The following is a 25,931-nucleotide window of genomic DNA, read 5'->3' on the forward strand; positions in this document are numbered from 1 at the left end:
TAAATCCTTTATTACTTATATAAAAATTCTAAAAGCATATTATTACAAAACTTAGCTAATAATTCCATCAATTTTTAGTAGAGAATCAACTTTTGGCTCTCTTTGTGCAAAATCATAAAAAAGTTTATCCATATCATAAGATCCACCTTTACTTAGAATACTATTCTTATATTTTAAACCTAACTCTTTATTAAATATATTTCCAGAATCTATAAACATATAGAAAGCATCTGCACTAAGAACTTCTGCCCATTTATATGAGTAATACCCTGCACTATATCCACCTGAAAATATATGAGAGAATCCATTTTGAAACTTATTATATGATGGTGGAATAATTACTGCAAACTCCTCTCTAATTTCATTTAATAGATCTTGAACCTCTTTTTCTGTTTTGTATAGCTTTTGGTGTAGTTTAAAATCAAACAATGCAAACTCAATTTGTCTAACTGTTGCCATAGATGATTGAAAATTTCTAGCTTTTATTAATCTATTTATAGCTTCATCATCTAAAGTTTCACCAGATTTATAATGTTTTGCGAATAATTTTAAAACATCTCTATCATAAGAGAAGTACTCCAAAAATTGTGATGGAAACTCCACTGTATCCCAAGTAACTCCAGCAATTCCACTTACATTTACCTCTTCTACTTTACTTAATAGATGATGTAGTGCATGTCCCATCTCATGAAACAAAGTTACAACATCACTATGTCTTAATAAAGATGGAACATCTTTTGTAGATTGTGGAAAATTTCCAACTATATATGCTGTTGGAAGCTTTGTATCACCATTTGAATTTATATAGTAAGAGTGCCAATTATTCATCCAAGCACCACCTCTTTTATCTTTTCTTGACTCTAAATCTATATAAATTCTTCCAATAATTTTTCCATTTTCATTTAAATTGTAAACTTGCACTTTTTCATCCCAAGCTAAGGCATCTGTTTTTGTAAATTTAACTTCAAACATCTGCTCTAAAAAGTCAAAAAAGCCTTTTAAAACTGAGTTTTGTTCAAAATAAGGTCTATAATACTCTTCATCTATATCATATTGAGCTTTTTTTAGCTTCTCAGAGTAATAAGCTAAATCACTTGGTTTAAAATCTTCTATATCATCTTTTGAAGCTAAAGTTTTTACCTCTTCTAACTCTTTTTTTGCTTTATCTTTTGCTTTTTTACCCAAATTCTCCAAAAAAGATATAACTTCATCTTCATTTTTAGCCATTTTTGTAGCTAAAGACAAAGAAGCATAATTTTTAAAACCTAAAATTTGTGCCTCTTCATATCTTAAAGCCAATATCTCTTCTATTAATTTGCCATTTTCACTTGCTCTTGTTGTATATGCTTCGTAAAGCTCCTCTCTTTTATCTCTTGATGTTCCATAAGTCATATATGCAATGTATGATGGCATATGTAGAGTAAACTTATATTTTACAGTTCCATTATCATCAAATTTTGCCAATTCTAAATCAGACTCTGGCAACTCTTTTACATCTTCAAAATCTTCAACTATAAGTTCATAACTATTAGTTGCATTTAAAAGATTTTGTGAAAATTTATGTGACAGTTCGCTAAGAGCTAAATTTATCTCTTCAAGTCTTTTCTTTTTATTATTTTCTAATTGACAACCTGATAATTCAAACTCTCTAATTTCATTTTCAAGAACTTTATTTTGTATATCATTTAAAGTGCTTTTTTCTTTAGACTGTATATCTTTTAAAGCACTATAAATATTTTCATTTTGACTTATCTCACTTTCATATTTAGAGATTATTGGAAGGCACTCTTCGTGCACTTTTGAAGTTATTTCTGAATTTTTTACAGAATCGATGTGAAATATAGGAGTTATAAATTCGTTAATATTCTCCCCTATTTCTTGAAATGGAGCAGCAAAGTTTTTATAAGTTTTTTTCTCTATTTTTAAAAGCTCTTCTATTTTATTTCTACTAATATTTAATAACTTCTCTAGCTCTTTACTAGAGTTCTCAAAGTTTTCTAATTTAAATTCTTGAAACATATTTATCCTTTTTAATATTTAAATTTTAGAGTAAATCCTCTATCAAATTTTTCATAATCTTTGTAAAATTCATAGAATTCTACACTAAACTCTTTAAAATACTCTTCTAAAGAACTCTTTTGATCATAACCCATCTCGCAAAGCAAATATGGAATTTTTCTTATAAATGTATTTTTTATAATATCTTTTAATAGCTCATCTCCAATTTCACCACCAAAAAGAGCATTTTTTGGCTCAAATGAAACATTTTTTGGTAAAACATAACTGTTTTTTATATATGGTGGATTTGAAATAACCATAAAAATATCATTTTCTTTAACATTTTCAAATAAATTACTATTTAAAAATTTAATTTTATCTTCAACATTTAATTTTTTAGCATTTTTACTAGCTAAAGTTAAAGCTTTATCGTTTATATCAACAGCTGTTATCTCAATATTATCAATTAGTGTTGCTAGCATTATAGATATTATTCCACTTCCTGTACCTATTTCTAAAACTTTTATTGGATTATCTTTGTATTTTTCTACATTTTTCAATTCAAATTCTAATATATCTTTTGCATTATCAACCAAAAGTTCTGTCTCTGGTCTTGGTATTAAAACACCCTCTTGCACAATAAAACTCTCTCCATAAAAAGATGCCCTATTTGTAATATACTCCAAGGGAAAATTTGTAGCTCTTTTTTTTACTAATTTCTCTAGCTCTTCTACTTTTGTAAAACTATTATTGTAGTTAAGATGTAACCAAATTACATTTTTTTGTAATAAATGCATTATTAATATCTCAATCTCTTTTGCTGGAATATGTGTAACATCTTTTAAATATATTGCGTATTTTTTTACGCACTCTTTTATTGTCATTTTTACTAACCTTTTAATCTAAAATATATAAAGCCAACTCATCTGCTAATAGAAAATTATTATTGTAAACCCTATTTTCAGATATACAAACTCTGTTTATTTCTAATAAATCATCTATTTTTTTAAGTTCACTATTTGTAAATATTTCTAAATCTACACCAAACTTACATCTAAAACCTAACAAAACTTTTTCACTTTTTATATCTTCGTTTGTTAGTTTTTCAATATCAACTAATAAGGGATTTGCAATATAGTTCTCTATACTTTTTTGTGAATACTCTCTTTGATTATTAACAAAAGCAACAGCTCCAGCACCAACTCCTAAATACTCATTATGACTCCAATATCCGTAGTTATGCTTTGATTCATACTTGTTCTCTTTTGCAAAATTTGCAATTTCGTATTGATAAAATCCTATATCTTTAAGATACTCAAAAATCTCATAAGATAAATCCTCATCATCAATCTTTAAGCTTCTGCTTCTTTTTTGAAGCTCTTTCTCCTCTAAAAAGAATTTTGTATCATTTTCAATTATTAAAGAGTATGCACTTATATGTTCAATTCCTAACTCTAAAATAGTATCAAAATCCTTTTTTAAACTTTCAAAACTATCATTTTGAACACCATAAATTATATCACAATTAATACTATTAAAACCTATACATTTTGCATTTTGTATAGCTTTAATGGCATTATCTCTATTATGATTTCTTCCTAGTGTTTTTAACTTATTATCATTAAAACTTTGAACTCCAAAACTAACTCTATTTACACCCAAATCATACATTCCTTGAAGCCAATCTTGTGTTGCAGAGTTTGGATTAGCTTCGCTTGTAATTTCACAACTCTCTTCTAAGTATGGTTTTAATAAATCAAAAATATCTTCAAATAAAGATGGTTTTATAGTTGATGGAGTACCACCACCAATGAAAACTGTTTTTAGTTTTCTATTTTTATCTTTTAAATGTATGTTAATATTCTCTTCAAGCTGAATTTTTAGAGCTTTCATATAGTTTTCTTTCAGATTTGACTTTGAAGTATATGAGTTAAATGCACAGTAAAAACATTTGCTATCACAAAAAGGTATATGTATATATAAAAGCAATTTTTAATCCTATATTCTATAAAATATCGCTCTTATTATAAGGAAAAATAGATTTATGGCTAATAAAAAAGAGAATGAAAAAGAGAAAAAAAATTTAAGACCAAATGTAGCAGCAATTATACTATCTTCTAAATATCCACATAAGTGTGAAATCTTTATCGCTTCAAGAGTCGATATAAATAACGCTTGGCAATTTCCTCAAGGAGGAATTGATGATGGTGAGAGCTCAAAAGAGGCTCTGTTTCGTGAACTTGAAGAGGAGATTGGAACAAAAGATGTTGAGATAATTGCTGAGTATCCAGATTGGGTATCATATCTTTTTCCACCTGTAATAGCCCAAAAAATGTATCCTTTTGATGGGCAAAAGCAAAAATACTATTTGGTTAAATTAAAAAAAGGAGCTAAAATAGATATAAATACTCACACTCCTGAGTTTAGTGAGTATAAATTTGTATCTACGGAAGATATTTATAATCATATAACTTTTTTCAAAAGAACTGTATATAAACAGGTTTTGAAATATTTTAAGCAAGAGGGATATATTTAAATGAAGGATAAAAATAGATGTTAAAAGTTTTAAAATTTGGTGGTACAAGTGTTGGTACGCTTGAAAGAATTGCTAATGTTGCACAGATTATTAAAAAGATAAAAGATGAGGGTCATGATGTAATTGCAATTGTTTCAGCAATGAGTGGAGAGACAAATAAGCTAATAGAGTATGCTGAATACTATAGTAAAACTCCAGATTCAAGAGAGCTTGATATGCTTTTAAGTTCAGGTGAAAGAGTTACTTCAGCCCTACTTTCAATTGCATTAAATAGTATTGGCTATAAGGCTATTTCAATGACAGGAAGAGAAGCTGGTATTATGACAACAGCAACTCACACAAAAGCAAAAATTGAAAAAATAGATACAACAAAGATGAAAAAAGCTTTAAGCGATGGAAATATAATCATAGTTGCAGGATTTCAAGGAGTTACACTTGATGGTTCAAGAGTAACAACGCTTGGTCGTGGTGGAAGTGATCTATCTGCTGTTGCAATTGCTGGTGCAATTAATGCTGATGTTTGTGAGATTTATACAGATGTTGATGGTATATATACAACAGATCCACGAATTGAACCAAAGGCTAAAAAATTAGAGAAAATATCTTATGATGAGATGTTAGAACTTGCAAGTTTAGGTGCAAAAGTTCTACAAAATAGATCTGTTGAGATGGCAAAAAAGTTAAATGTAAATTTAGTATCAAGAAGTAGCTTCACTCCTGAAGTTGAAGGAACATTAATAACAAATGAAGAGGAAATTATGGAAAAACCAATAGTAAGTGGAATAGCTTTAGATAAAAACCAAGTTAGAGTTGGAATGTATGGTGTTGTTGATAAACCAGGTGTTGCAAGTGCAATTTTTACAGCTCTTGCTGATGCAAATATAAATGTTGATATGATAGTTCAAACAAGAGGTCTTGATGGAACAACAGATTTAGACTTTACAGTTCCAACAACAGAATTAGAACTTTGTAAAAAAGTTATGGAGCAGTTTAGACCTCAAGCTAAAAATATTGATTACAACGAGGCTATTTGTAAAGTTTCAATAGTTGGAGTTGGTATGAAATCTCATACGGGAGTTGCTTCAAAAGCATTTACAGCTATGGCTAATGAAAATATAAATATTAGAATTATATCTACAAGTGAGATTAAAATCTCTATGATTATTGATGAAAAATATGCAGAACTTGCTGTTCGTGCACTTCACGATGCATATGAGTTGGATAAATAAAAGTGCAAGAGTTTTTAAACTGGACAGTTGATACAATAAGGCAAGATAAAATTATCTCGCCTTGGCTAGAGGAGAAAAAATTTGAATGGACTCCTTTGGTGTCAAAAAATATTATAAATGTACTGGATAAAAACTTCTCTGTATTAATTATCACAGATAGCGATAGAGAGTGGTTTTTAAACTACATTTTATCAAATATAAATCTAACAAAATATAATAGACCTTTTTTGCCATATTATGATTTTAGAGCATTTTTTAAAAATATAAATAGTATTCGTTCAGAAGAGGATATTTCAAATATAAAAGATATGTTAAAAATATCTTTTCCAAATGGCTACTGTTTTTGGTATATTGGTAAAAGTCAAGATCCAAGAGCAACTTTAGCAAAAGTTACAAAGAGTTCTTTTTTATGGATATTTGATGAAGAGAGACAAGGTGCAATTAATTTAAAATCAAATGATGAAGAGCTTGATATAAAACTTCTTCAGATGTTTAGATTATATAATAAAACAATTAGTGCAGCACTTTTTGCACAAATAAATGTAGAGAACTAAATTTTGCACCATCTACAAAGATCCTCTATTTTAGTTGTAAACAATATAGATTCAGCTCTTGAGAAGATATTGCCTTTTTATCCAAGTCACTTTACAAGAGTTATAAAAAATAGTGAGAAAAATGAGTTTCAAATAGTTGATGCTCAAAATGCAATAAAAGAGGCATATATTGCTACAAATGAGACAAAATATATATTTTTATGTGGAGCAACATTTAGAAGTGAAGCTCAAAATGCTTTATTAAAAGTTTTAGAAGAACCACCTTTAAATATAGTTTTTATTATTCTTGTAGAGTCAAAAAGTTCGATATTACCTACAATTCACTCAAGACTTTTATATAAAAACTTAAAACAATCTGTTTTAGAAGAGGATATAGATTTAGATTTAAAATATTTGGATTTAAAAACTCTTTATAATTTTATTAAAGAGAATCAAAGAGTTTCAAAAGATGAAGCTATAAAACTTGTTGGAAAGCTAGTCTTAAAAATAAACAGAGATAAAATTAGTTTAAACGAAGAGGAGCTAGAGAGTTTTTCAAAAGCAATAACTCTTTTAAATTTAAACTCAAGACCAGCTCCAATTTTAGCATATCTACTACTTACAATTTTAGAAAAAGAGAGAGAATGAAAGCTTATAAACTATCTTTAAACGATATTAATAAATTTTTAGAAAATCTAAATTGTGACAGTGGTGGCATTAAAATTATGTCAAAAAAAGCTCAAATACACACTCTTTTTATAAAAAACTTACATGTTGGAGCTGCAAATATTTTAAAACAAGATGCCTTATCTATTGGTGCTGATTTAGCAGTTCCAAGAGGAGTTGTAATTGCAAAAGAAAAATATGTTGATGCTCTTTTAATAGGAACCACAAAACATTTTGAAACACTTGCAAGAAAAGAGTTAGCACAACCTTTTGGATTAAAAGAGTTAGCAAAAATTTTAAAAGATTTTGTAAAAGAGAAAAAATACTCTACAAAAATTATGGGTGTTTTAAATGCAAATGAAGACTCTTTTTTTAAAAATAGTAGATTTGATAACTCTCAAGCATCTTTTAAAATTGAAAAAATGATTGAAGATGGTGCAAATATAATTGATATTGGTGCAGTTTCAAGCCGTCCTGGAAGTTTACCTGTGAGTTCTGATGAAGAGCTAAGTAGAGTAAAAGATATTGTTCAAACAATATATAAAAATAGATATTTTGAAAAAGTTGACTTCTCTATTGACTCTTATGAGCCAAAAGTAATAGAGTATGTTTTAGATCACGGATTTAAAATAGTAAATGATATTACAGGCTTACAAAATGATGAAGTTTGTAAACTTACTGCAAAATATAATGCACAAGCAGTTATTATGCATATGCAAAATAATCAAACAAATATGCAAGAAGCTCCTTTTTATGAAGATGTAATAGTTGAAATTGATGACTTTTTTAAACAAAGAGTTGAAAAAGCAAAAAGTTTTGGAGTTAATAATATAGTTTTAGATGTTGGAATTGGTTTTGGAAAAACTTTAGAGCACAACCTACTTTTACTAAAAAATCTAGAACATTTTAAGCACTTTGGATATGAACTTTTAATTGGAGCTAGTAGAAAATCTATGATAAATATGATAACTCCAACTGAAGTTATAAATAGACTCCCAGGAACTTTAGCAATTCATTTAGAATCTCTTAGATATGGTGCATCTATTATTAGATGTCATGATGTTAAAGAGCATTATCAAGCAATTAAAGTTTTTGAAGCAATACAGAATATTAATTAATTCTATATTGCTTACAATTTTTACTCTTTAATTATTGTAATTACTAACTCTCCAACTACAAATCCAAATTTTTTCATTTTTGAGTGATTTATAATAACTCCGTCATCTTGTAAATGAAGCCAATCTTGAACACTTATATCAATAGTTGAGCTTTTATATGGAATTCTCATAACATAATCAATCATAACTGTATTTCCATTTGCAATCATAGAGCTTTCTCCTATTATATCATTAGCACCAACAATCCAAACTTTTTGTTTCATAAAAACCCTTATAAATTTTAAGTAGTTTATTACAAAATAAAGTTTTTTGTATTACTAATATGTTAATTGGTAAAAATATTTAACTTTTATAGTAAATCTAAAATATCTTTTTCAATATCACTTGGTTTTGTGCTAGAAGCATATCTTTTTACCACTTTACCATTTTTATCAACTAAAAACTTTGTAAAGTTCCATTTTATAGCCTCAGTTCCTAAAACTCCTTTTGAACTCTCTTTTAAAAATTTATATAAAGGGTGAGTGTTCTCTCCATTTACATCAATTTTACTAAACATTTCAAACTCTACACCATAAGTTAATGAGCAAAACTCTTTAATCTGCTCTTCTGTTCCTGGCTCTTGTGATAAAAACTGATTACAAGGAAAACCTAAAACTGATAACCCTTTATCAAAATATTTTTTATGTAACTCTTCTAAACCTTCATATTGGTTTGTAAAACCACATTTACTAGCAACATTTACAATTAACATTACTCTATTTTCATACTTTTTCATAGTAAAAACTTTACCATCTATATCTTTTACTTCAATATCATATATACTCATATTTTCCTCTCCAAATAAAGTTGTTATAAACAAAAATAGACCCAAAATAAATCTCATACTTTAATCCTTTTTAGTAAAATATTTTTTTGTTTGAAGATGTCTATACTCAAACATATTTTTTATATCTTTTTTAATAAATGGCAAAATCAATTTTCCAAATATACCAAAAGGTAATTTAAACTTAATACTATCTTTTAATTCACACAAATTACCTTTTTGAGTAAAAATATGACTATGCTTTCAATAAGAAAAAGGAGATTTTATAGCAATATCAACCATTAGATTTGGATATTTTAGTTTTTTCAAATGTTTGCATATTTATAATATCTCATGCAGTGTATTTGCTTTTTTCATCCACTCTTCAAGCTCTTCATAATCTTCATTTTCAATCATTTTTTTAGCACAAGATAGTTGATTTTCAAAAGATTTTATGGATTCAAGAAGGTTTTCTCTATTTTGTTTAAATATATCCTTCCACATTATTGGACTTGATTTTGCAATTCTACTCATATCTTTAAATCCACCAGCTGCAAGTGCGATTATCTCTTTTGGATTTTGATGACTCATTACTGTATTTGCAAGAGAAAAAGAGATAATATGAGGTAGATGTGATATATAACAAGCATTTATATCGTGTTCATGGCTATCCATAACCACAATTCTCATGCCTATTTCTTGAAAAATTTTAAATGCTCTATTTACATGTTTATTTGCATTCTCTTCTAAATCACAGAAAACTACAGTTTTCCCTTCATATAGGTTATCAATTGCGGCTTTTGGTCCAGATTTTTCAGTTCCAGTCATTGGATGTGCTGCTATAAAATTCTCTCTTATTTGTGGCGGTATATTTTTTATAATATACTCTTTTGTTGAACCCATATCAATAATTGTTGTATCTTTTTTTATATCAATAAAACTTGGAAACATAGAGATAATAGCATCAACTGGAATAGATAAAATTATTACATCACAAATATCTTTTAAAGTATCTAAATCAACCAATTCATCAACAAGCCCTAGCTCTTCTATCTCTTTTTTATTTTTTTGACTATTTGTAAAACCATATACTTTTGATGCAATACCATATCTTTTTACAGCTTTTGCAAAAGATCCACCCATAAGCCCTAATCCAATAATTCCAATTTTCAAAATCCATATCCTTATATTTCTTTAAATAAAGCAAAATTATACCCTACTTTAGATTTATGTAAACAATATTTGGATATATTATTGCTTTATTTTTTAAAGGATTTTTTTGAAAAGATATCTATTTTTATTTGGATTAAGCCTTGGGTTTATTGAAGCTGAAGTTATAAAATCTATTGAGTATGAAGGTGTTAGCAGATTATCACAACAAAGTTTAAATGAAACAGTTGATATTAAAGCTGGTGATAAGCTTGATGAAAAAAAGTTAAATATTGCTTTAAAAAAACTTTTTAGTTTTGACTATTTTGATGATATTTATATAGAGGATAAAGATGGTGATATTAAATTTATCTTTAAAGAGAAACCTTCTATTGCTAAAGTTGATATAAAAGGCTACAAAACAAGAAGTGAAGAGAAAGATGCAATAATTAAATTAATTAAACTAAACAAAGGTTCTATGTATAGCCAAAAAAAGATAGATGAAGCAAAAAAAACACTTTTATCTATTCTTGAATCTGAAGGTTTTATAAACTCTGTTGTTGAAGTTGATATAGAGAAATTAAATGAGGAGTCGCTTAGCATTGTAATAAATGTAAATAAAGGTGATGAGATTATAATCAAAGATGCAAACTACTATGGTGCAAAACAACTAACACAAGAGGAGTTTAACACTGTAACTGCAAATAAAGAGAAGCAATGGGCTTCTTGGTGGTTTGGAAGAAGTAGTGGTGAGCTTAAAATTGATCAACTAAAGTATGACTCAAGAAGAATAAATGATTTATATTTTGAAAGAGGTTTTTTAGATGCAATAGTTCAAGAACCTTATATGAGTATAGATTTTGCATCAAATCAAGCAAATATGAACTTCTTTATGGTTGAAGGTGAACAATATACTACAAGTGATATTAAAATATTTATAGACTCAACTATTGTTGATCCAGAAGATTTATATAAAAATTTAAGATTAAAAAAAGAGAAGATATTTAATATTGCACAACTAAGAAGAGATCAAGAGTATATTAGAACGAAAGTTGCAGATAAGGGTTATGCGTATGCTGAAGTTTTATTTGATTTAAAAAAAGATGAAACTACACATAGAGTTGATGTAATTTTTAATGTAATTCCAGGTAAAAAAGTTTATATTAATGATGTTAAAATTTCAGGAAATACAAGAACTCTTGATAGAGTTATTAGAAGAAATGTTCTTTTAGCACCTACTGAATTATATAGCTTAACAGATATAAATGACTCAAAAAATAGATTAAAAAGAACTGGTTTCTTTGAAGATGTAATATTAGAAGAGAAAAGAGTTAGTGAAGACAGAATGGAGTTAATTGTAAAAGTAGTAGAAGCACCAACTGGAAGCTTAATGCTTGGTGGTGGATATGGTTCTTACGATAAATTTATGATTAATGGTTCTATTAGTGATTCAAATATATTTGGAAGCGGCTTAAGACTTGCTTTAAGTGCTGATTTATCTAGCAGATCTAGCGTTTATGATTTAAGTTTAAGTAACCCATCTATTAATGATAGTGATTATAATGGAAAAATATCTGTTTATAGAAAAGATTATGAGATTAGAAAATCAAGATATGATGAAGATTTAAAATCAACTGGTTTATCTTTAGGGCTTGGTAAAGAGGTTATTAGAAACACTTATGTTGGAGCTACTTATAGTATAGATTTTATAAAAGAGAGCTATACAAATTATGATACTAGTGTTCCAGAAGATAGAAGATTTCAAGATGCTGACTATATAAATAGCTCTATTACTCCTTATATAAACTTTGATAATACAAACGACTACTACTTTCCAACACAAGGGTTTAGAGCCAATGCATCTGTTGAGTATGCTGGAGTTGGTGGAGATTCAAAATATGTAAAACCAAGCACAATTATAAGATATTACTACTCTTTGGAAGATTTAACTGAACTTGATTGGGTAGTAAGATTAAAAACTCAAGCTAGAGTCTTAATAGACAACGGTCAAATAAATCAAGGAGACTCTTTGTATATTGGAGGTCCTAGAACTTTAAGAGGTTATAAATCTTATGCATTTCCTAAAAATGATGATGGATATAAACAAGATCCATATAAAAAAATGTGGGCAAATAGTGCTGAAATTAGTTTTCCTTTAATAAAGAGTGCAAAAATGAGATGGGGAGCATTTTATGACTATGGAATGATTGGAAAAGATAGTTTTAGTGAGATAAAAAGAGCTGGAACTGGAATTTTACTTGAGTGGATTTCTCCTATGGGACCATTACAGTTAATATTCTCAAAACCTTTAATGAAAGAAGAAGGTGATCAGACATCATCTTTTGAATTCTCTTTTGGAGCAACTTTTTAATATGAAAATAGATTTTAATAAAAGATTAACAAACCAAGAGGCACTTTATTTAATTAAAAATGCTCCTCTTTTAGAATTAGCAAAGTTAGCAAGTGCAAAAAAACTTGAACTCCATCCTGAAAAATTAACTACTTTTATAGTTGATAGAAATATAAACTATACAAATGTTTGTTGGGTTGATTGCAAATTTTGTGCATTTTATAGACATAAAAAAGATGAAGACTCTTATGTTTTAAAATTTGATGAGATTGATAAAAAAATTGATGAGCTATTAGAGATTGGTGGAACTCAAATACTATTTCAAGGTGGAGTTCATCCAAATTTAAAAATTGATTATTATGAGGATTTGGTTGAGCATATTAGTAAAAAATATCCTCAAATTACAATTCACGGGTTTTCATCTATTGAGATTGATTTTATAGCAAGAGTTTCAAAAATATCAAAACTTGAAGTGTTAAAAAGACTTCAAGCAAAAGGTTTAAGCTCAGTTCCAGGAGCTGGAGCTGAGATTTTAAGTGATAGAGTAAGAGATATTATTGCACCTAAGAAACTTGATACTGCTGAGTGGCTAAAAGTTCATGAAGATGCACACTCTATTGGAATGAAAACAACTGCAACTATGATGTTTGGAACAGTTGAGACAGATGAAGAGATTGTTGAACATCTTGAGCATATTAGAAAACTTCAAGATAAAACAGGTGGATTTAGAGCATTTATTATGTGGAGTTTTCAAGGAGAGAATACAAAACTACTAGAAGAGTATCCCGAAATAAAACCTCAATCTCCAAATAGATATTTAAGACTTCTAGCGGTTGCTAGATTATATTTAGATAATTTTAAAAATCTTCAAAGTTCTTGGGTTACTCAAGGTTCATATATTGGTCAAATGGCACTAAAATTTGGTGCAAATGATTTAGGAAGCACTATGATGGAAGAGAATGTTGTAAAAGCAGCAGGTGCAGTTAATAGAATGAATCAAGAGCAAATGATTAGATTAATCAAAGATATTAAAGAAATCCCAGCAAAAAGAGACACGGCATATAATATTTTAGAGAGATTTTAGTACAATGCGAAAATTATTTTTAAGATTTTTTATAATATTTTTAATTTTTCAAGGAACTTTGATGGCAGTAATAAAAAAAGAGATAAATATAAATGGGGTAACTATACCAGTTATTTTTGAAGAGCAAAAATCTCTTCCTATTTTAAATCTACAACTAATTTTTAAAAATAGTGGTTTTTCAAAAGATAATTCAAATATTGGAGTTGCATCTTTATCTTCAAGAGTTTTAAATGAAGGAAGTATTGATTTAAAATCAACAAAATTTGCAGAAGTATTAGATGAAAATGCAATTACTCTTCACAGCTCAATTGGTTTTGAAACTCTAGTTTTAGAGCTATCTAGTCTAAAAGAGAAAAATGATTTAGCAATAAAGTTATTAAACAAACTTTTAAAAGCTCCAAATTTAACAGCTGAAGCTTTAGAAAAAGTTAAAACTTTAGCTATTGGAAGTTTAAAAAGAAAAGAGAATGATTTTGATGATATGGCAAGTAAAGGTTTAAATGCCCTACTTTACAAAGGAACAGCGCTTGCAAATCCAGCTAGTGGAACGATTGAATCTATTTCAAAAATAGAATTAAAAGATATAGAGAACTTTTTAGAAAATAGCTTAACTTTAAACAACTTAACTATAGTTGCAGGTGGAGATATTAGCTTTGAAGAGTTAGAAAAAAGATTGTCTCCTATATTAAAAAATTTAAAAGTTGGAAAAAAAGAGCCCATTTTAAAAATTAATTTTGTTTCAAAAAACCAAAAAGAAGAGATTATAAAAGAGACAGAACAAGCATATATCTATTTTGGTTCAAACTTTAATGCATCTTCAGAAGATGAAGATAACTATAAAGCAAAAGTTGCATCATTTATTCTTGGTGGAAGTGGTTTTGGAAGCAGACTTATGGAAGAGATACGCGTAAAAAGAGGTTTAGCATATAGTGCTTATGGTTCAATTTCAATAAATAGAGCTTATTCAAGTTTTGGTGGTTATTTACAAACAAAAAACGAAAGCTCAAATGAAGCAGTTGAGATAGTTAAATCTTTGGTTAAAGATTTTGTAAAAAATGGAGTTACAAAAGATGAACTTCAAGCTGCTAAAAACTTTTTAAGTGGAAGTGAGCCTCTTAGAAGTGAAACTTTAGCTCAAAGATTAAATAGAGCATTTATGCTTGATTTTAGAGGTTTAAGTCTTGATTATCCAAAAATAGAGCTAGAGAAGATACAGAATCTAAAACTAGAGGATTTAAATAATTATATAAAATCTCATAGTGAATTAAATAATTTAACATTTTTTATTGTAAGGAAATAATTTTATGCTAAGATTTGCACCAAGCCCAACAGGAGATATGCATATAGGAAATTTGCGAGTTGCAATTTTTAACTATATAGTATCAAAACAAAGAGATGAAGGTTTAATAATTAGAATTGAAGATACTGATAAAGAGAGAAATATTGAGGGAAAAGATAAAGAGATTTTAGAGATTTTAAATCTATTCTCAATAGAGTATAAATCTGTTTTTTATCAAAGTGACAATCTTAAATATCATCAAAAAATGGCTTTGCAACTTATGACTCAAAAAAAAGCTTTTGCTTGTTTTTGTAGTGATGAGAAGCTTGAAGAGTTAAAAGAGGAGTCTATAAAAAAAGGTATTCCTTTTAGATATGATGGTTTTTGTGAAAATTTAAGCGATGAGGCTGTTTTAAATTTTAATGCACCTTTTACAGTAAGACTTAAAAAACCAGATCATAATATTAAATTTACAGATCTATTAAAAGGCTCTTTTGATTATGCACCATTTGATGTTGATAGTTTTATTATTTTAAGACAAGATAAAACGCCAACATACAACTATGCTTGTAGTGTTGATGATATGCTAATGGATATAAGTATTGTTATAAGAGGAGAAGATCATGTTTCAAATACTCCAAAACAGATACACATTAGAGAATCTTTAGGATATACAAAAAAAATTGATTATGTTCATTTACCAATTATTTTAAATGCAAGTACAGGCAAAAAAATGAGCAAAAGAGATGATGCAAGTAGTGTAAAATGGCTAATCGAGCAAGGATTTTTGCCAAGCGCTATTGCAAACTATCTTGTACTTATTGGAAATAAGACTCCAACAGAGATTTTTACTCTTGAAGAGGCAATTACTTGGTTTAAAATAGAAAATATATCAAAAAGTAGTGCTAAATTTGATATTGATAAACTAAGATTCATAAATAGAAAACATTTAGAGATCTTAGATGAGATGAGATTATCAAAAATTTTAGGATTTGCAGATAGTGATATTGGAAAATTAGCAAAACTATACCTTGAAGAGACAAGTACAATTAAAGAGATAAAATCAAAACTTGATGATATTTTTAGTCATAAAACTTCACTAGAAGGCTTTGAAAGTGAGTGTCAAAAAATTAAAGAAGCATTAAAAAATGCACCATACTTTGAAAATTATGATGATTTAAAAGATTATGTTGTTCAAAAAACAGGACTTAAGGGTAAAAATCTATTTAAACCATTAAGATATATCTTAACAGGTGTTGAAAATGGTCCAAATTTATCAGATATTTACCCATTTATTAAAAACTATTTAGGAGAGATTATAAAATGATAGATGCACTTATTGGCTCATTTTTAACTATATTTTTTACAATTATATTTTTATATAAGTGGATTGTAATTATTTCAGCACTTTTAACATGGGTAAGACCAGATCCTTATAATCCAATAGTTCAAATGCTTTATCGATTAACAGAACCTGTTTATGCAAAAATTAGACAATATATTCCAACAACTTTTGGGGGACTAGATTTAGCACCTCTAATTTTAATTTTTGCATTAATCTTTTTAGAGACTTTTTTACAAAAATTACTACTAGGTTGATATGTCTATAGTATTTAAAATATTTTTAGTTTTTGCTCTATTCTCATCTCTGTTTTCAGCCGATTTTATGAAAAAAGATTTCAAGGTAACTCTTGAGTGGCTTGAAAATAAACCAAAATCAAATGAGAGAGATTTTTTTATAGTTCAATTTTTAAGCTACGATACAACTACAAAAGAGGAAGCACAAAAAGCTTATGAGTTAAGAAGAGGTTATAACGCCTCTTTAGAAAAATTATATAATCAAAAATTTGCACAAGAGCTAAACGAAGAGGAAAAATTTTGTAAAAATGCAGATTTTAAAACTTTAATAAAACAAGATAGCTCTTGTATAGAAACCGCTTTAGATTCAGTAAACAAACTATTTAAACTATCAAAAAAAGAGTTACACTATTTAATTCCAAAAGTAGAAAATGAAAATTTAAAAGAAAATCTTCAAATATTAGCTTCAAAAAATATTTTTAAAGAGCTTTCAGCCAATAAACATAGTAAGTTTATAGAGTTTTTCTTTGCAACAAATAAAGAAGAGAGACTTAAATATTTTAATAGAAAATTAAAAAAAGAGCTTTTAGAAAATATTGTTTTAGACAAAGATTTTGATAAATTCTTAAGAGTTGTAATTTTCAATAGTGAATATAAAAATATCCAAAAATCACTCTATATTTTAAATGAAAACCAAAATCTTACAGCATATAACTCATTTTTACTTGGAATTAATGAGGTAAATCATAACAATAGTAAACTTGCAAACAATTTTTTTAAAATATCTTATAAAAAATCATTTTTAAGAAGTCAAAAAGATAATGCCCTATTTTGGCTCTATTTAACAAGTGATGATAAAAATTATTTAGAAGAACTAGCAAATAGTTATGATACAAATTTATACTCTTTGTATGCAAAAGAGATTTTAAATAAATATCCAACAAATATTATATATTCATTGGATACAAATAAAAATAGTTCTAGTTTTAATATTTATGATAGTTTTGCTTGGTTTGATATTAATAAAGATGTAAGAGCAGAGTTAAACGAAGAGAAACTGGCAAAATATTATGATATTTTAGATACAAAAGAGACAAAAACTCACCTTGCATATATCTTAGAGAGATATGATAACTTTAAAACTCAATATTTTTTGACTCCATATAGAGATATTTTAAAAGAGCAAGGAATCTTTAAAGAGCTTTTAATTTATGCAATAGCAAGACAAGAGAGCCGTTTTATTCCATCTGCTATCTCTGTTGCTGGAGCTCAAGGAGTTATGCAAATAATGCCATTTTTATCTGAAGATATTGCAAGAAGATTAAAAGAACCATACAATATTTATGAACAATTTATTCCAGAAAAAAATCTAAAATATGCTAGTTTTCATCTAGATAATTTAATAAAACAGTTTGACAGTAACCCTTTATTTGTGGCTTATGCGTATAATGGTGGAGCTGGATATACAAAAAATCAACTAAAAAAAGGATTATTTACAAAAACAAATAAGTATGAACCTTTTTTAAGCATGGAGATGATTTCATATCAAGAGACAAAAGAGTATGGAAAAAGAGTTTTAGCAAATTTTTATATATATAATAACTACTTAAATAGTGAAAACAAAATTTCACTATCAACTATTTTTCAAAATTTAAAACAGCCTCAGTAGTCTTTGGTTTTAAAACTAATTTTAGTTTTGAAACCTCCTCTTTATTATCAAAAGAGATCAAAAAATATTGTCCCCAAGAGTTTTTTAGCATAAACTCATCATATTTTTTACTATCTTTATCTAAAAACTCAACACTTTTTGGAGTTTGTCCATTTAATAAAACTTCGTAGCCATTTTTTCTATAATCTTGCTCTTCAAGAGCTGTAAAATATGTATAAACCAAAAAAACATCTTCACTATCATCTATCTTTTCATCAACTTTATTTAAATGGGTTGCTATAAATATAATTTCAACTTCATTTCTTAAGACAATATCAGATTTTTTTGTATTTTTAATTGCATTTATCTCATTTTCACTCTTATCAAAAAACCTCAATGCACTATTTTTTTCACCACAAGCTACAAAAACAAATGGGATTATAAATATAAGTAGACTTTTTTTCATAATTTTTCCTATTTTTTAAAGCAAAGATTATACATTATAATCACTTTAAAATATATTTTTAACAATCATTTAGATAAAATCACTTTTATGAATAAAAAAAGATTAGTAGTAGCATTTTCAGGTCCATCAAATAGTGGTAAAACAACTGCTATTGTAAAAGTTGCAAGTATTTTGCAGGATAGTAATTTTAAGGTGTGTATTATAAAACACGATCCAAAAGATAAAGCAATGTTCGATAGAGAGGGCAAAGACTCATTTAAATTCTCTCAAACAGGTGCTAATGTTGCAGTTGTTAGTCCAAATAAAACAACTATTTTTAAAAAAGAGAGTTCAACTATAGATGAACTAATAGATATTTTTGAAGATTTTGACTATCTTTTGGTTGAAGGTTTAAAAACTTTAGAACTTCCAAGAATATCTATTTTTAGAAATAGTCTTGATGAGAGCTATTTTAGTGTTTCAAATGCAATTGCTATTGATGAAACTATAAATAAAAATAATATTCCAAAAAGTCTTGATATTTTAGATTTAAATAATCCGCAAGAGATAATAAACTGGATAGATAAAAATGCAAAAAGGGTTTAGATGCAAGAGATAATAAAAGCTATACAAGAGGCTTCTATAAAAATAAAACATTTAATAGAAACAGGAGATACAGGAAAATCTCAAAGCGAAAATAGCACAGGCGATGTTCAATTAAAACTTGATATTCAAAGTGATCAGATTATTGAAGAGATTTTCTCAAAAGTTTCAAATATTAAAGCAATAGTAAGTGAAGAGCAAGATGAGATTTTAAACTTAAATAAAGATGGAGAGTATTTAATAGCTTATGATCCACTTGATGGTTCATCATTGGTTGATGTAAATTTAAGTGTTGGTTCTATTTATGGTATCTATAAAAATGAGTTTAATGCAAAAAATATAGTTGCATCTGTTTATGTAGTTTTTGGTCCAAGAGTTGAGATGGTTGTAACTACAAATGATGTTAAAATGTACAGACTTTTAAATGGTGAGTTTAAGTTTATTCAAAATATTAAACTTAATGAAAAAGGTAAATTAAATGCTCCTGGTTCTACTCAAAACTGCTGGGCACCGTTTCATAAAAAACTAATAGATGATATTTTTAATGATGGTTATAGATTAAGATATAGCGGTGGAATGGTTCCAGATTTACACCAAATTTTATTAAAAGGTGGTGGACTTTTCTCTTATCCAGGAACTAGTGATAAGCCAAAAGGAAAATTAAGACAACTGTTTGAAGTTTTCCCATTTGCTTTAGCTTATGAAAAAGCTGGAGGAGCTGCTATTGATGGATATAAAAGAGTTTTAGAGGTTGAAACTTCTCATATTCACGATACAACTCCTTGCTTTTTTGGTTCAAAAAATGAGATAAATAGAGTTTTAGAAGTTTATGGAAAAAATGTCTGAAGAAAAAGTATTGGATATTTGGGAACAAAGATTAGAGGAGACTCTAAAAGTTCTTAACTCTTGTCAAAATAAAAATGGTTTAAACTCTTGCAAACCTTGTAATGAGTTTTTTGATTGTGAACTTAGAAAAAAATATGTACTTGCTGTTTATGAGTCTATGAATAAAGGCTCAAGCGGTGGATTTGAATTTTAAAAAAAGGGTTAAAATGCAAGAAAATTGTAAAAATGTTTATATTACAACTCCAATTTATTATGTAAATGATGTAGCGCACATAGGTCACGCTTATACAACAATAATTGCTGATATGTTAGCAAGATACTCAAGATTAATTGGTCATAACACATATTTACTAACAGGAACTGACGAGCATGGACAAAAGATTGCTCAAAGTGCAGAAGCTAGAGGGAAAACGGCAAAAGAGTATGCAGATGAAGTATCTGGAAAATTTAGAGCACTTTGGGATGATTTTGACATATCTTATGATAAATTTATTAGAACAACAGATGAAGATCATAAAGCTGGAGTACAACATGCATTTTTAAAAATGTATGAAAAAGGTGATATATATAAAGATGAGTATGAAGGTTTTTATTGTGTACCTTGTGAAACTTTTCATACTGAATCAAATCTTGTAGATGAGCAGTTTTGTCCAGAGTGTGGAAGAGCTACAATAGTTGTAAAAGAGGAGAGTTACTTTTTTAAACTCTCTAAATATGAAGATAGACTTTTAAAATGGTATGAAGATAATCCTGATTGCATCTTACCAAGAGCCAAAAAAAATGAGATTGTAAACTTTGTAAAGAATGGTTTAAAAGATCTATCAATATCTAGAACATCTTTTGATTGGGGTGTTAAACTGCCTGAATCAATGAATGAACCAAAACATGTTATGTATGTTTGGCTTGATGCTTTGTTAAACTATACAACAGCTTTGGGATATGGAACAGATGAAAAAAATATGAATTTTTGGCCTGCAAATATACATTTAGTTGGAAAAGATATTTTAAGATTTCACGCTATTTATTGGCCAGCATTTTTAATGAGTTTAGAACTTCCTTTACCAAAACATATTGCTGCTCACGGTTGGTGGACTAGAGATGGTGAGAAGATGAGTAAATCAAAAGGAAATGTAGTAAATCCAAAAGAGGTTGCAGATGCTTATGGATTAGATGCATTTAGATATTTTCTTCTAAGAGAGGTTCCTTTTGGACAAGATGGAGATTTTTCACAAAAAGCATTAATTGATAGAATAAACTCTGATTTAGGAAATGATTTAGGAAATTTACTAAATAGAATTATGGGAATGAGTGGAAAATATTTTGATTTTAAAGTTAGTTCAAAAGATGTAGAAAAGTTCCATAAAAAAGAGCTTGATGAGATAAATACTATTATAGATTCACTAGAACAATATATCTATAATATGCAAATAAATAGATATCTTGAGGAGATTTGGAAGATTTTAACAATTGGGAATAAAGCTATAAATGATTATGAGCCATGGAATTTAATAAAAGATGGAAAAAATGATCAAGCTATGGCTTTAGTTGCATTAATATCAAATATTATGGCAAAAGCAGCCCTACTATTAGATTGTGTTATGCCTCATAAAATTAAAGATATAGCTTCTTGCCTAGGAGTTGAAATATCAACATCAAACTTTAATAAACTAATTGTAAATAAAGAGCTTTTAGATGATATTAAAATTACAAAAATAGATGCCCTATTCCCAAGAATTGATGATGTTAAATTGGCTCAACCAGATGTTTCAGATGTTACCATTTTACAAAAAGATGAAAGTAAATATGAAGCAAAAGAGGAGTTAGAACCACTTAATTTAGATGGAATAAATCTAATAACAATTGATAAATTCTTTGAAACAACAATAAAAGTAGGAACAATAATTGAAGCACAAGAGGTTCCAAAATCATCAAAACTTCTACAACTTAAAGTTGATTTAGGTGAAAATCGTCCTAGACAAGTTGTTGCTGGTATTAAAGAGTATTACAGTGCTCAAGAGTTGATAGGAACTCAAGCTTGTGTTGTTGCAAATTTAAAACCTGCAAAACTAATGGGACTTTTAAGTGAAGGTATGCTTTTAGCTGCTAAAGATGAGAGTGGTTTAAGTCTAATAAGACCTGAAAAACCTAAAAAAATTGGAACTAAAATAAGCTAGTGAAAATCTCTTCAATAATAGATATAGTTGATGGAAAACTTTTAAATAAAGTAGCTATATCTTCTATAAATAGTATAAAAACTGATGCTTCAAAGGTAAAGACTGCTGATTTATTTATAGCAAAAGATTTTGACTCTATTAAAATTGCAATTGAAAATGGAGCCTATGCTATTATTTTTGAAGAAGATTTTCAAGCTATTGATTCTGAAGTTGCATTTATAAAAGTATCTAGCTTAGAGTTAGCTATTTTAAAAATATTTAGATTTAAACTTGCAAATAAAAAAGTTGATGCATTTTTGTGCAATACAATTAGTTATGAGCTTCTAAAATCACTATTTGGAAATATATTTAATAGACAAATATTTATACTTCCAAACAGTTTAGAAAAAATCTTTAAATTTATAGATATTATAGATGATGATAGTATTGTAATTTCAAAAAATGAAAGAGTCTTAAATACTATTTTTAGCCAATTTAACATCTTTGAAAAAGATATTGATAAATTATCTATAAAAAATTTAACTATTCATTCACTATTTGAGCTAAGTTTTTCATATAAAAATAGATATTTTTCAAGAGTTAAAATTGCAGCTTTGTATATAAAAAGCTTAATAAACTGTTTAGAATTTTTTAAAGATATTGATTTAGATTTATCAAAACTTAGTAATTTTAAGAACTTAAAAGCTCTATTTTTAGATAAAAATCTAAAAGTAATTGAGTTTGGAAAAAGTGATACTTTTTTAATTTCTCAAGATGATATATCTTTGGTTGAGTATGAGATAAAGTTTATAAAAGAGTATTATAAATATGCAAAAACAATATATATTACTAATAAAAAATTGGATTTTTTAGATGAAAAAGAACAAATTATTATTAACTCAATAGATGAGCTAAAGAGTGTTTTAAATAAAAATCTATTTAATTGTGCTTATATAGTTGGTTTTAAAGATAGTGATGTTTTTGATTATTTTTCAAAATCAAAAAACATACCATCTTTGTTTTAATAAACTTTTCCGAAGCTACTAATAACTTTTCCTAAAATTGTTATATCATTTTTATCTAAAATTTGAATTGGATAATCTTTATTATCTGAAATAATATCAAGCTTTCCATCAACTCTTTTTTGAACTCTTTTTACAAAAAGACCATAAGGAGTAGTAAAAGCATATATTCCATCTTTACTAATATCATTTTTTGTTTTATCAATAAAAATAATATTATTTGAGTTTAAAGTTGGCTCCATTGAATCTCCAACTACATTTATAGCATCTATATTTTTAAGTTTATCTTCCCCGCCTAACATATCTAAAAAATATGTAGGAAGTTCTAAACTTTCAAATGAATCTTCATCCTCATAAGCTCCCCCTCCAGCACTTACTCTAATACTTGGATAATATTTAACAAAATATCTATCAGTGCTATCTATTAAAGAGTTTGGACTTTGATTATATAAAAGCCAATTTATTGATATCTTTCTTTTTGCACAAAAATTCAAGATATTTGAATATGGAATTTTTCCTCTATTTTTCATAGTTGCAAAGTTTGCTTGAGTTAAATCTAAAGCTTCAGCTACCTCTTTATCAAAAATCTTTTTACCTTTGCTATCTTCTATAAGTATTGATTTTAATTTTAGAATGATATCTTCTATATTAAACATTTTATTCCTTTTTGAAATGATTTTGGCATTATATTACAAAATGTTAGATTTTTCAATACACTTTTTTAGAATTTTGTACTTTTTGTAACTATATATAAAGCTTAATTTATATATCATTTCGTTTTAATTTTAATTCATTGGGAGACAACATGATAACCTTGATTGAAGGCTTTTTTATAATTATGGGGATAATTTCTACTTCTTTATTAATTATTGGATTCTTATTAAAAGCAAAAGGTGTAACTTTTGTTGAGTTTTTCCCAAAACCAAAAACTATTGCTCCTCAAAATATAGTCTACAACAATGTAATCTCACAAATTCCACAAAACTCTTATGGAATTGATTCGAAAAAAGTAGCCGCTATTGTAGCTGCAATAAAACATCACAATAATAAAGGTTAGAATTTAATGGCAAAAAAATACATAGATATTATGGATACAACTTTCAGAGATGGATTTCAATCTGTTTTTGGAGGAAGAGTTTTAATGAATGATTTCTTTCCAGCTGTTGAAGCTGCAAAGGATGCTGGAATTAATCATTTTGAATTTGGTGGAGGAGCTAGATTTCAATCTCTGTTTTTTTATCTAAATGAAAATGCATTTGATATGATGGATAAATTTAGAGCCATTGTAGGTCCAGATGCAAATCTTCAAACTCTTGCTCGTGGTATAAATACAGTTATGCTTGATACTGGAAGTAGAGAGTTAATTGACCTTCATGCAAAACTTTTTGCAAAACATGGAACTACAACTATTAGAAATTTTGATGCATTAAATGATGTTCAAAACCTTGAATATAGTGCTCAATGTATTAAAAATCATGGATTAAAACATGAGGCTGTTGTAACACTTATGGATTTACCACCAAACTGCACAGGTGCTCATGATGTTCCTTTTTATGAAAAGACTCTAAGAAATATACTTGATAGTGGTTTACCATTTGACTCTATTTGTTTTAAAGATGCAAGTGGAACAAGTAGTCCTAATAAAATTTTTGAAACTATTAAAATGGCTAGAAAACTTTTAGGTGATTCTACTCATATTAGACTTCATACTCACGAAACAGCTGGTGTTTCTGTTGCATGTTATCTTGCTGCACTTGAAGCTGGAGCTGATGGTATTGATTTAGCAGCATCGCCAGTAAGTGGAGGAACAAGCCAACCTGATATTCTTACAATGCTTCATGCAACTAAGGGTATGAATTATGATTTAGGTGGCTTAGAAATTGATAAGATTTTAAAATATGAAGAAGTACTTGCAGATTGTTTAAAAGATTACTTTTTACCACCAGAAGCTACTCAAGTTTCACCTCTTATTCCATTTTCACCAATGCCAGGTGGTGCACTAACTGCAAATACTCAAATGATGAGAGACAATGGAACGCTTGATAAATTCCCTGAAGTTATTAAAGCTATGCAAGAAGTTGTTGTAAAAGGTGGATTTGGAACAAGCGTAACTCCTGTATCTCAATTTTATTGGCAACAAGCATATGCTAATGTTATGTTTGGACCTTGGAAACAAATAGCTCCTGGATATGGAAGAATGGTTTTAGGATATTTTGGAAAAACTCCAGTTCCTGCTGATCCTGAGATTATTAAATTAGCAAGCGAAAAATTAAAACTAGAACCAACAACAACTAATCCTTTGGATATTGCAGATGCTGATCCTAAAAAAAGAGTTAGCGTTTGGAAACAAAGATTAGAGATTGAGGGAATAGAGACTACTGAAGAGAATATCTTTATTGCTGCTGCTTGTGATGAAAAAGGTATTACATATTTAAAAGGAGAGGCTCCTTTAAATGTTAGAAAAAATTCAACAAAAGATGAATCTAGTAATAAAGGAGAAAAGATGTCAAATGGTAACTATACGGTTGTTGTAGATGGTCAAAGATTTAATGTATCTGTTTTTGATGGCAATGTTCAAAACATTCAAGTAGCTCAGCCTGTTGTTCAACAACAAGCTGTTCAAGCAGCTCCAGTAGTAGCTTCAAAACCTGCTTATTCTGGAAATGAAGTTACAGCACCTGTAAATGGTAATGTATGGAAAATTCTTGTAAAAGAGGGAGATGTAGTTCAAAAAGATCAACAAATAATGATTTTAGAGGCTATGAAAATGGAAATCGATGTTGTTGCAACTGCAAATGGAACTATTAGTAAAATCCTTACAGAACCATCAAAAGCGGTTGATGAAGGTCAAGTTTTAGCGGTTATAGCATAAAAGAAAGTTTTATCTTTTTT

General features: G+C 27.9%; 26 protein-coding genes. 18 read left to right on the forward strand and 8 right to left on the reverse strand.

All coding sequences use genetic code 11. The features are described from left to right. Nucleotides 1-51: 51 nt before the first annotated feature. Genes CRU94_RS04955 through hemW form a run of 3 tightly spaced genes read right to left on the reverse strand, consistent with a single transcriptional unit; the run spans nt 52 to nt 3,987 of the window. Nucleotides 52-2,019, reverse strand: a complete 1,968-nt coding sequence (locus CRU94_RS04955) for a M3 family metallopeptidase (protein ID WP_129105706.1) — start codon at nt 2,017-2,019, stop codon at nt 52-54. An 11-nt stretch (nt 2,020-2,030) separates the two neighbouring features. Then, the gene (prmC, locus tag CRU94_RS04960; RefSeq protein WP_129105707.1) at nt 2,031-2,882 is read right to left on the reverse strand and encodes a peptide chain release factor N(5)-glutamine methyltransferase; all 852 of its coding nucleotides are present in this window, start codon (nt 2,880-2,882) and stop codon (nt 2,031-2,033) included. 13 nt (nt 2,883-2,895) lie between these two features. Continuing rightward, complete coding sequence (gene hemW, locus CRU94_RS04965) at nt 2,896-3,987, reverse strand: radical SAM family heme chaperone HemW (RefSeq protein WP_129105708.1); 1,092 nt, start codon at nt 3,985-3,987, stop codon at nt 2,896-2,898. Between the two features lie 55 nt (nt 3,988-4,042). Between hemW and CRU94_RS04970 the strand changes: the two genes are divergently transcribed. The 5 genes from CRU94_RS04970 to folP are packed head-to-tail and all read left to right on the forward strand — an operon-like array spanning nt 4,043 to nt 8,080. Further along, nucleotides 4,043-4,534 carry an RNA pyrophosphohydrolase gene (locus CRU94_RS04970; RefSeq protein WP_129105709.1) on the forward strand — a complete coding sequence of 164 codons (492 nt, stop codon included), beginning with the start codon at nt 4,043-4,045 and terminating at the stop codon, nt 4,532-4,534. Nucleotides 4,535-4,551: 17 nt separating this feature from the next. Then, a complete protein-coding gene (locus tag CRU94_RS04975) occupies nt 4,552-5,763 on the forward strand; it encodes an aspartate kinase (protein WP_129105710.1) in 1,212 nt (403 codons plus the stop codon). A 2-nt stretch (nt 5,764-5,765) separates the two neighbouring features. Then, nucleotides 5,766-6,317: a HobA family DNA replication regulator gene (locus tag CRU94_RS04980; RefSeq protein WP_066351279.1), complete on the forward strand. Its 552-nt coding sequence runs from the start codon at nt 5,766-5,768 to the stop codon at nt 6,315-6,317. A 3-nt stretch (nt 6,318-6,320) separates the two neighbouring features. Then, nucleotides 6,321-6,944 carry a DNA polymerase III subunit delta' gene (locus CRU94_RS04985; protein WP_258237395.1) on the forward strand — a complete coding sequence of 208 codons (624 nt, stop codon included), beginning with the start codon at nt 6,321-6,323 and terminating at the stop codon, nt 6,942-6,944. After that, nucleotides 6,941-8,080 carry a dihydropteroate synthase gene (gene folP / locus CRU94_RS04990; RefSeq protein WP_129105712.1) on the forward strand — a complete coding sequence of 380 codons (1,140 nt, stop codon included), beginning with the start codon at nt 6,941-6,943 and terminating at the stop codon, nt 8,078-8,080. Before CRU94_RS04985 ends, folP begins: the two co-directional genes overlap by 4 nt. Nucleotides 8,081-8,100: 20 nt before the next feature. On the opposite strand, the gene CRU94_RS04995 is transcribed toward folP, so the two are convergent. The 3 genes from CRU94_RS04995 to CRU94_RS05005 all read right to left on the reverse strand — a co-directional run bounded on the left by CRU94_RS04995 (nt 8,101) and on the right by CRU94_RS05005 (nt 10,055). Continuing rightward, nucleotides 8,101-8,343 carry a DUF3833 domain-containing protein gene (locus CRU94_RS04995; RefSeq protein ID WP_258237396.1) on the reverse strand — a complete coding sequence of 81 codons (243 nt, stop codon included), beginning with the start codon at nt 8,341-8,343 and terminating at the stop codon, nt 8,101-8,103. An 86-nt stretch (nt 8,344-8,429) separates the two neighbouring features. After that, nucleotides 8,430-8,906: a glutathione peroxidase gene (locus tag CRU94_RS05000; RefSeq protein WP_129105820.1), complete on the reverse strand. Its 477-nt coding sequence runs from the start codon at nt 8,904-8,906 to the stop codon at nt 8,430-8,432. Between the two features lie 318 nt (nt 8,907-9,224). Beyond that, nucleotides 9,225-10,055, reverse strand: a complete 831-nt coding sequence (locus CRU94_RS05005; protein WP_129105713.1) for a prephenate dehydrogenase — start codon at nt 10,053-10,055, stop codon at nt 9,225-9,227. A 106-nt stretch (nt 10,056-10,161) separates the two neighbouring features. On the opposite strand from CRU94_RS05005, the gene bamA reads away from it, so the two are divergent. From bamA to CRU94_RS05035, 6 genes are all read left to right on the forward strand, one after another. Next, nucleotides 10,162-12,402 carry an outer membrane protein assembly factor BamA gene (gene bamA / locus CRU94_RS05010; protein ID WP_258237397.1) on the forward strand — a complete coding sequence of 747 codons (2,241 nt, stop codon included), beginning with the start codon at nt 10,162-10,164 and terminating at the stop codon, nt 12,400-12,402. A 1-nt stretch (nt 12,403) separates the two neighbouring features. Then, nucleotides 12,404-13,465, forward strand: a complete 1,062-nt coding sequence (locus tag CRU94_RS05015) for a dehypoxanthine futalosine cyclase (RefSeq protein ID WP_129105715.1) — start codon at nt 12,404-12,406, stop codon at nt 13,463-13,465. Nucleotides 13,466-13,526: 61 nt separating this feature from the next. Beyond that, nucleotides 13,527-14,765: a M16 family metallopeptidase gene (locus CRU94_RS05020; protein WP_129105716.1), complete on the forward strand. Its 1,239-nt coding sequence runs from the start codon at nt 13,527-13,529 to the stop codon at nt 14,763-14,765. Between the two features lie 4 nt (nt 14,766-14,769). After that, complete coding sequence (gene gltX / locus CRU94_RS05025) at nt 14,770-16,071, forward strand: glutamate--tRNA ligase (RefSeq protein ID WP_129105717.1); 1,302 nt, start codon at nt 14,770-14,772, stop codon at nt 16,069-16,071. Further along, nucleotides 16,068-16,343 carry a YggT family protein gene (locus tag CRU94_RS05030; RefSeq protein ID WP_066351304.1) on the forward strand — a complete coding sequence of 92 codons (276 nt, stop codon included), beginning with the start codon at nt 16,068-16,070 and terminating at the stop codon, nt 16,341-16,343. Before gltX ends, CRU94_RS05030 begins: the two co-directional genes overlap by 4 nt. Before the next feature lies 1 nt (nt 16,344). Continuing rightward, nucleotides 16,345-17,991, forward strand: a complete 1,647-nt coding sequence (locus CRU94_RS05035; protein WP_129105718.1) for a lytic transglycosylase domain-containing protein — start codon at nt 16,345-16,347, stop codon at nt 17,989-17,991. On the opposite strand, the gene CRU94_RS05040 is transcribed toward CRU94_RS05035, so the two are convergent. After that, nucleotides 17,960-18,436 carry a hypothetical protein gene (locus CRU94_RS05040; RefSeq protein WP_129105719.1) on the reverse strand — a complete coding sequence of 159 codons (477 nt, stop codon included), beginning with the start codon at nt 18,434-18,436 and terminating at the stop codon, nt 17,960-17,962. The genes CRU94_RS05035 and CRU94_RS05040 overlap by 32 nt on opposite strands. 87 nt (nt 18,437-18,523) lie before the next feature. On the opposite strand from CRU94_RS05040, the gene mobB reads away from it, so the two are divergent. The 5 genes from mobB to CRU94_RS05065 are packed head-to-tail and all read left to right on the forward strand — an operon-like array spanning nt 18,524 to nt 23,042. After that, nucleotides 18,524-19,021 (forward strand): molybdopterin-guanine dinucleotide biosynthesis protein B, encoded by a 498-nt coding sequence (gene mobB, locus CRU94_RS05045; RefSeq protein ID WP_129105720.1) that lies wholly within the window; start codon nt 18,524-18,526, stop codon nt 19,019-19,021. Further along, nucleotides 19,022-19,864: a class 1 fructose-bisphosphatase gene (locus tag CRU94_RS05050; RefSeq protein ID WP_129105721.1), complete on the forward strand. Its 843-nt coding sequence runs from the start codon at nt 19,022-19,024 to the stop codon at nt 19,862-19,864. It begins immediately after the preceding gene. Beyond that, nucleotides 19,857-20,057, forward strand: a complete 201-nt coding sequence (locus CRU94_RS05055; RefSeq protein ID WP_129105722.1) for a hypothetical protein — start codon at nt 19,857-19,859, stop codon at nt 20,055-20,057. Before CRU94_RS05050 ends, CRU94_RS05055 begins: the two co-directional genes overlap by 8 nt. A gap of 13 nt (nt 20,058-20,070) precedes the next feature. Further along, nucleotides 20,071-22,038 carry a methionine--tRNA ligase gene (gene metG / locus CRU94_RS05060; RefSeq protein WP_129105723.1) on the forward strand — a complete coding sequence of 656 codons (1,968 nt, stop codon included), beginning with the start codon at nt 20,071-20,073 and terminating at the stop codon, nt 22,036-22,038. Further along, complete coding sequence (locus CRU94_RS05065; protein WP_129105724.1) at nt 22,038-23,042, forward strand: peptidoglycan synthetase; 1,005 nt, start codon at nt 22,038-22,040, stop codon at nt 23,040-23,042. Before metG ends, CRU94_RS05065 begins: the two co-directional genes overlap by 1 nt. Here the strand turns inward: CRU94_RS05065 and CRU94_RS05070 are convergent. Further along, nucleotides 23,039-23,695, reverse strand: coding sequence for a S24 family peptidase (locus tag CRU94_RS05070; RefSeq protein ID WP_129105725.1), 657 nt, complete (start codon nt 23,693-23,695; stop codon nt 23,039-23,041). The genes CRU94_RS05065 and CRU94_RS05070 overlap by 4 nt on opposite strands. A gap of 149 nt (nt 23,696-23,844) precedes the next feature. On the opposite strand from CRU94_RS05070, the gene CRU94_RS05075 reads away from it, so the two are divergent. Both CRU94_RS05075 and CRU94_RS05080 read left to right on the forward strand, forming a co-directional pair. Further along, the gene (locus tag CRU94_RS05075; RefSeq protein WP_129105726.1) at nt 23,845-24,096 is read left to right on the forward strand and encodes a hypothetical protein; all 252 of its coding nucleotides are present in this window, start codon (nt 23,845-23,847) and stop codon (nt 24,094-24,096) included. 6 nt (nt 24,097-24,102) lie between these two features. Beyond that, nucleotides 24,103-25,911, forward strand: a complete 1,809-nt coding sequence (locus CRU94_RS05080) for a biotin/lipoyl-containing protein (RefSeq protein ID WP_129105727.1) — start codon at nt 24,103-24,105, stop codon at nt 25,909-25,911. The last annotated feature ends 20 nt before the right edge of the window (nt 25,912-25,931 follow it).

Origin of the sequence: Arcobacter sp. AHV-9/2010, assembly GCF_004116575.1 — a bacterium.
In the GTDB taxonomy this organism is placed as follows: Bacteria; Campylobacterota; Campylobacteria; order Campylobacterales; family Arcobacteraceae; genus Aliarcobacter; species Aliarcobacter skirrowii.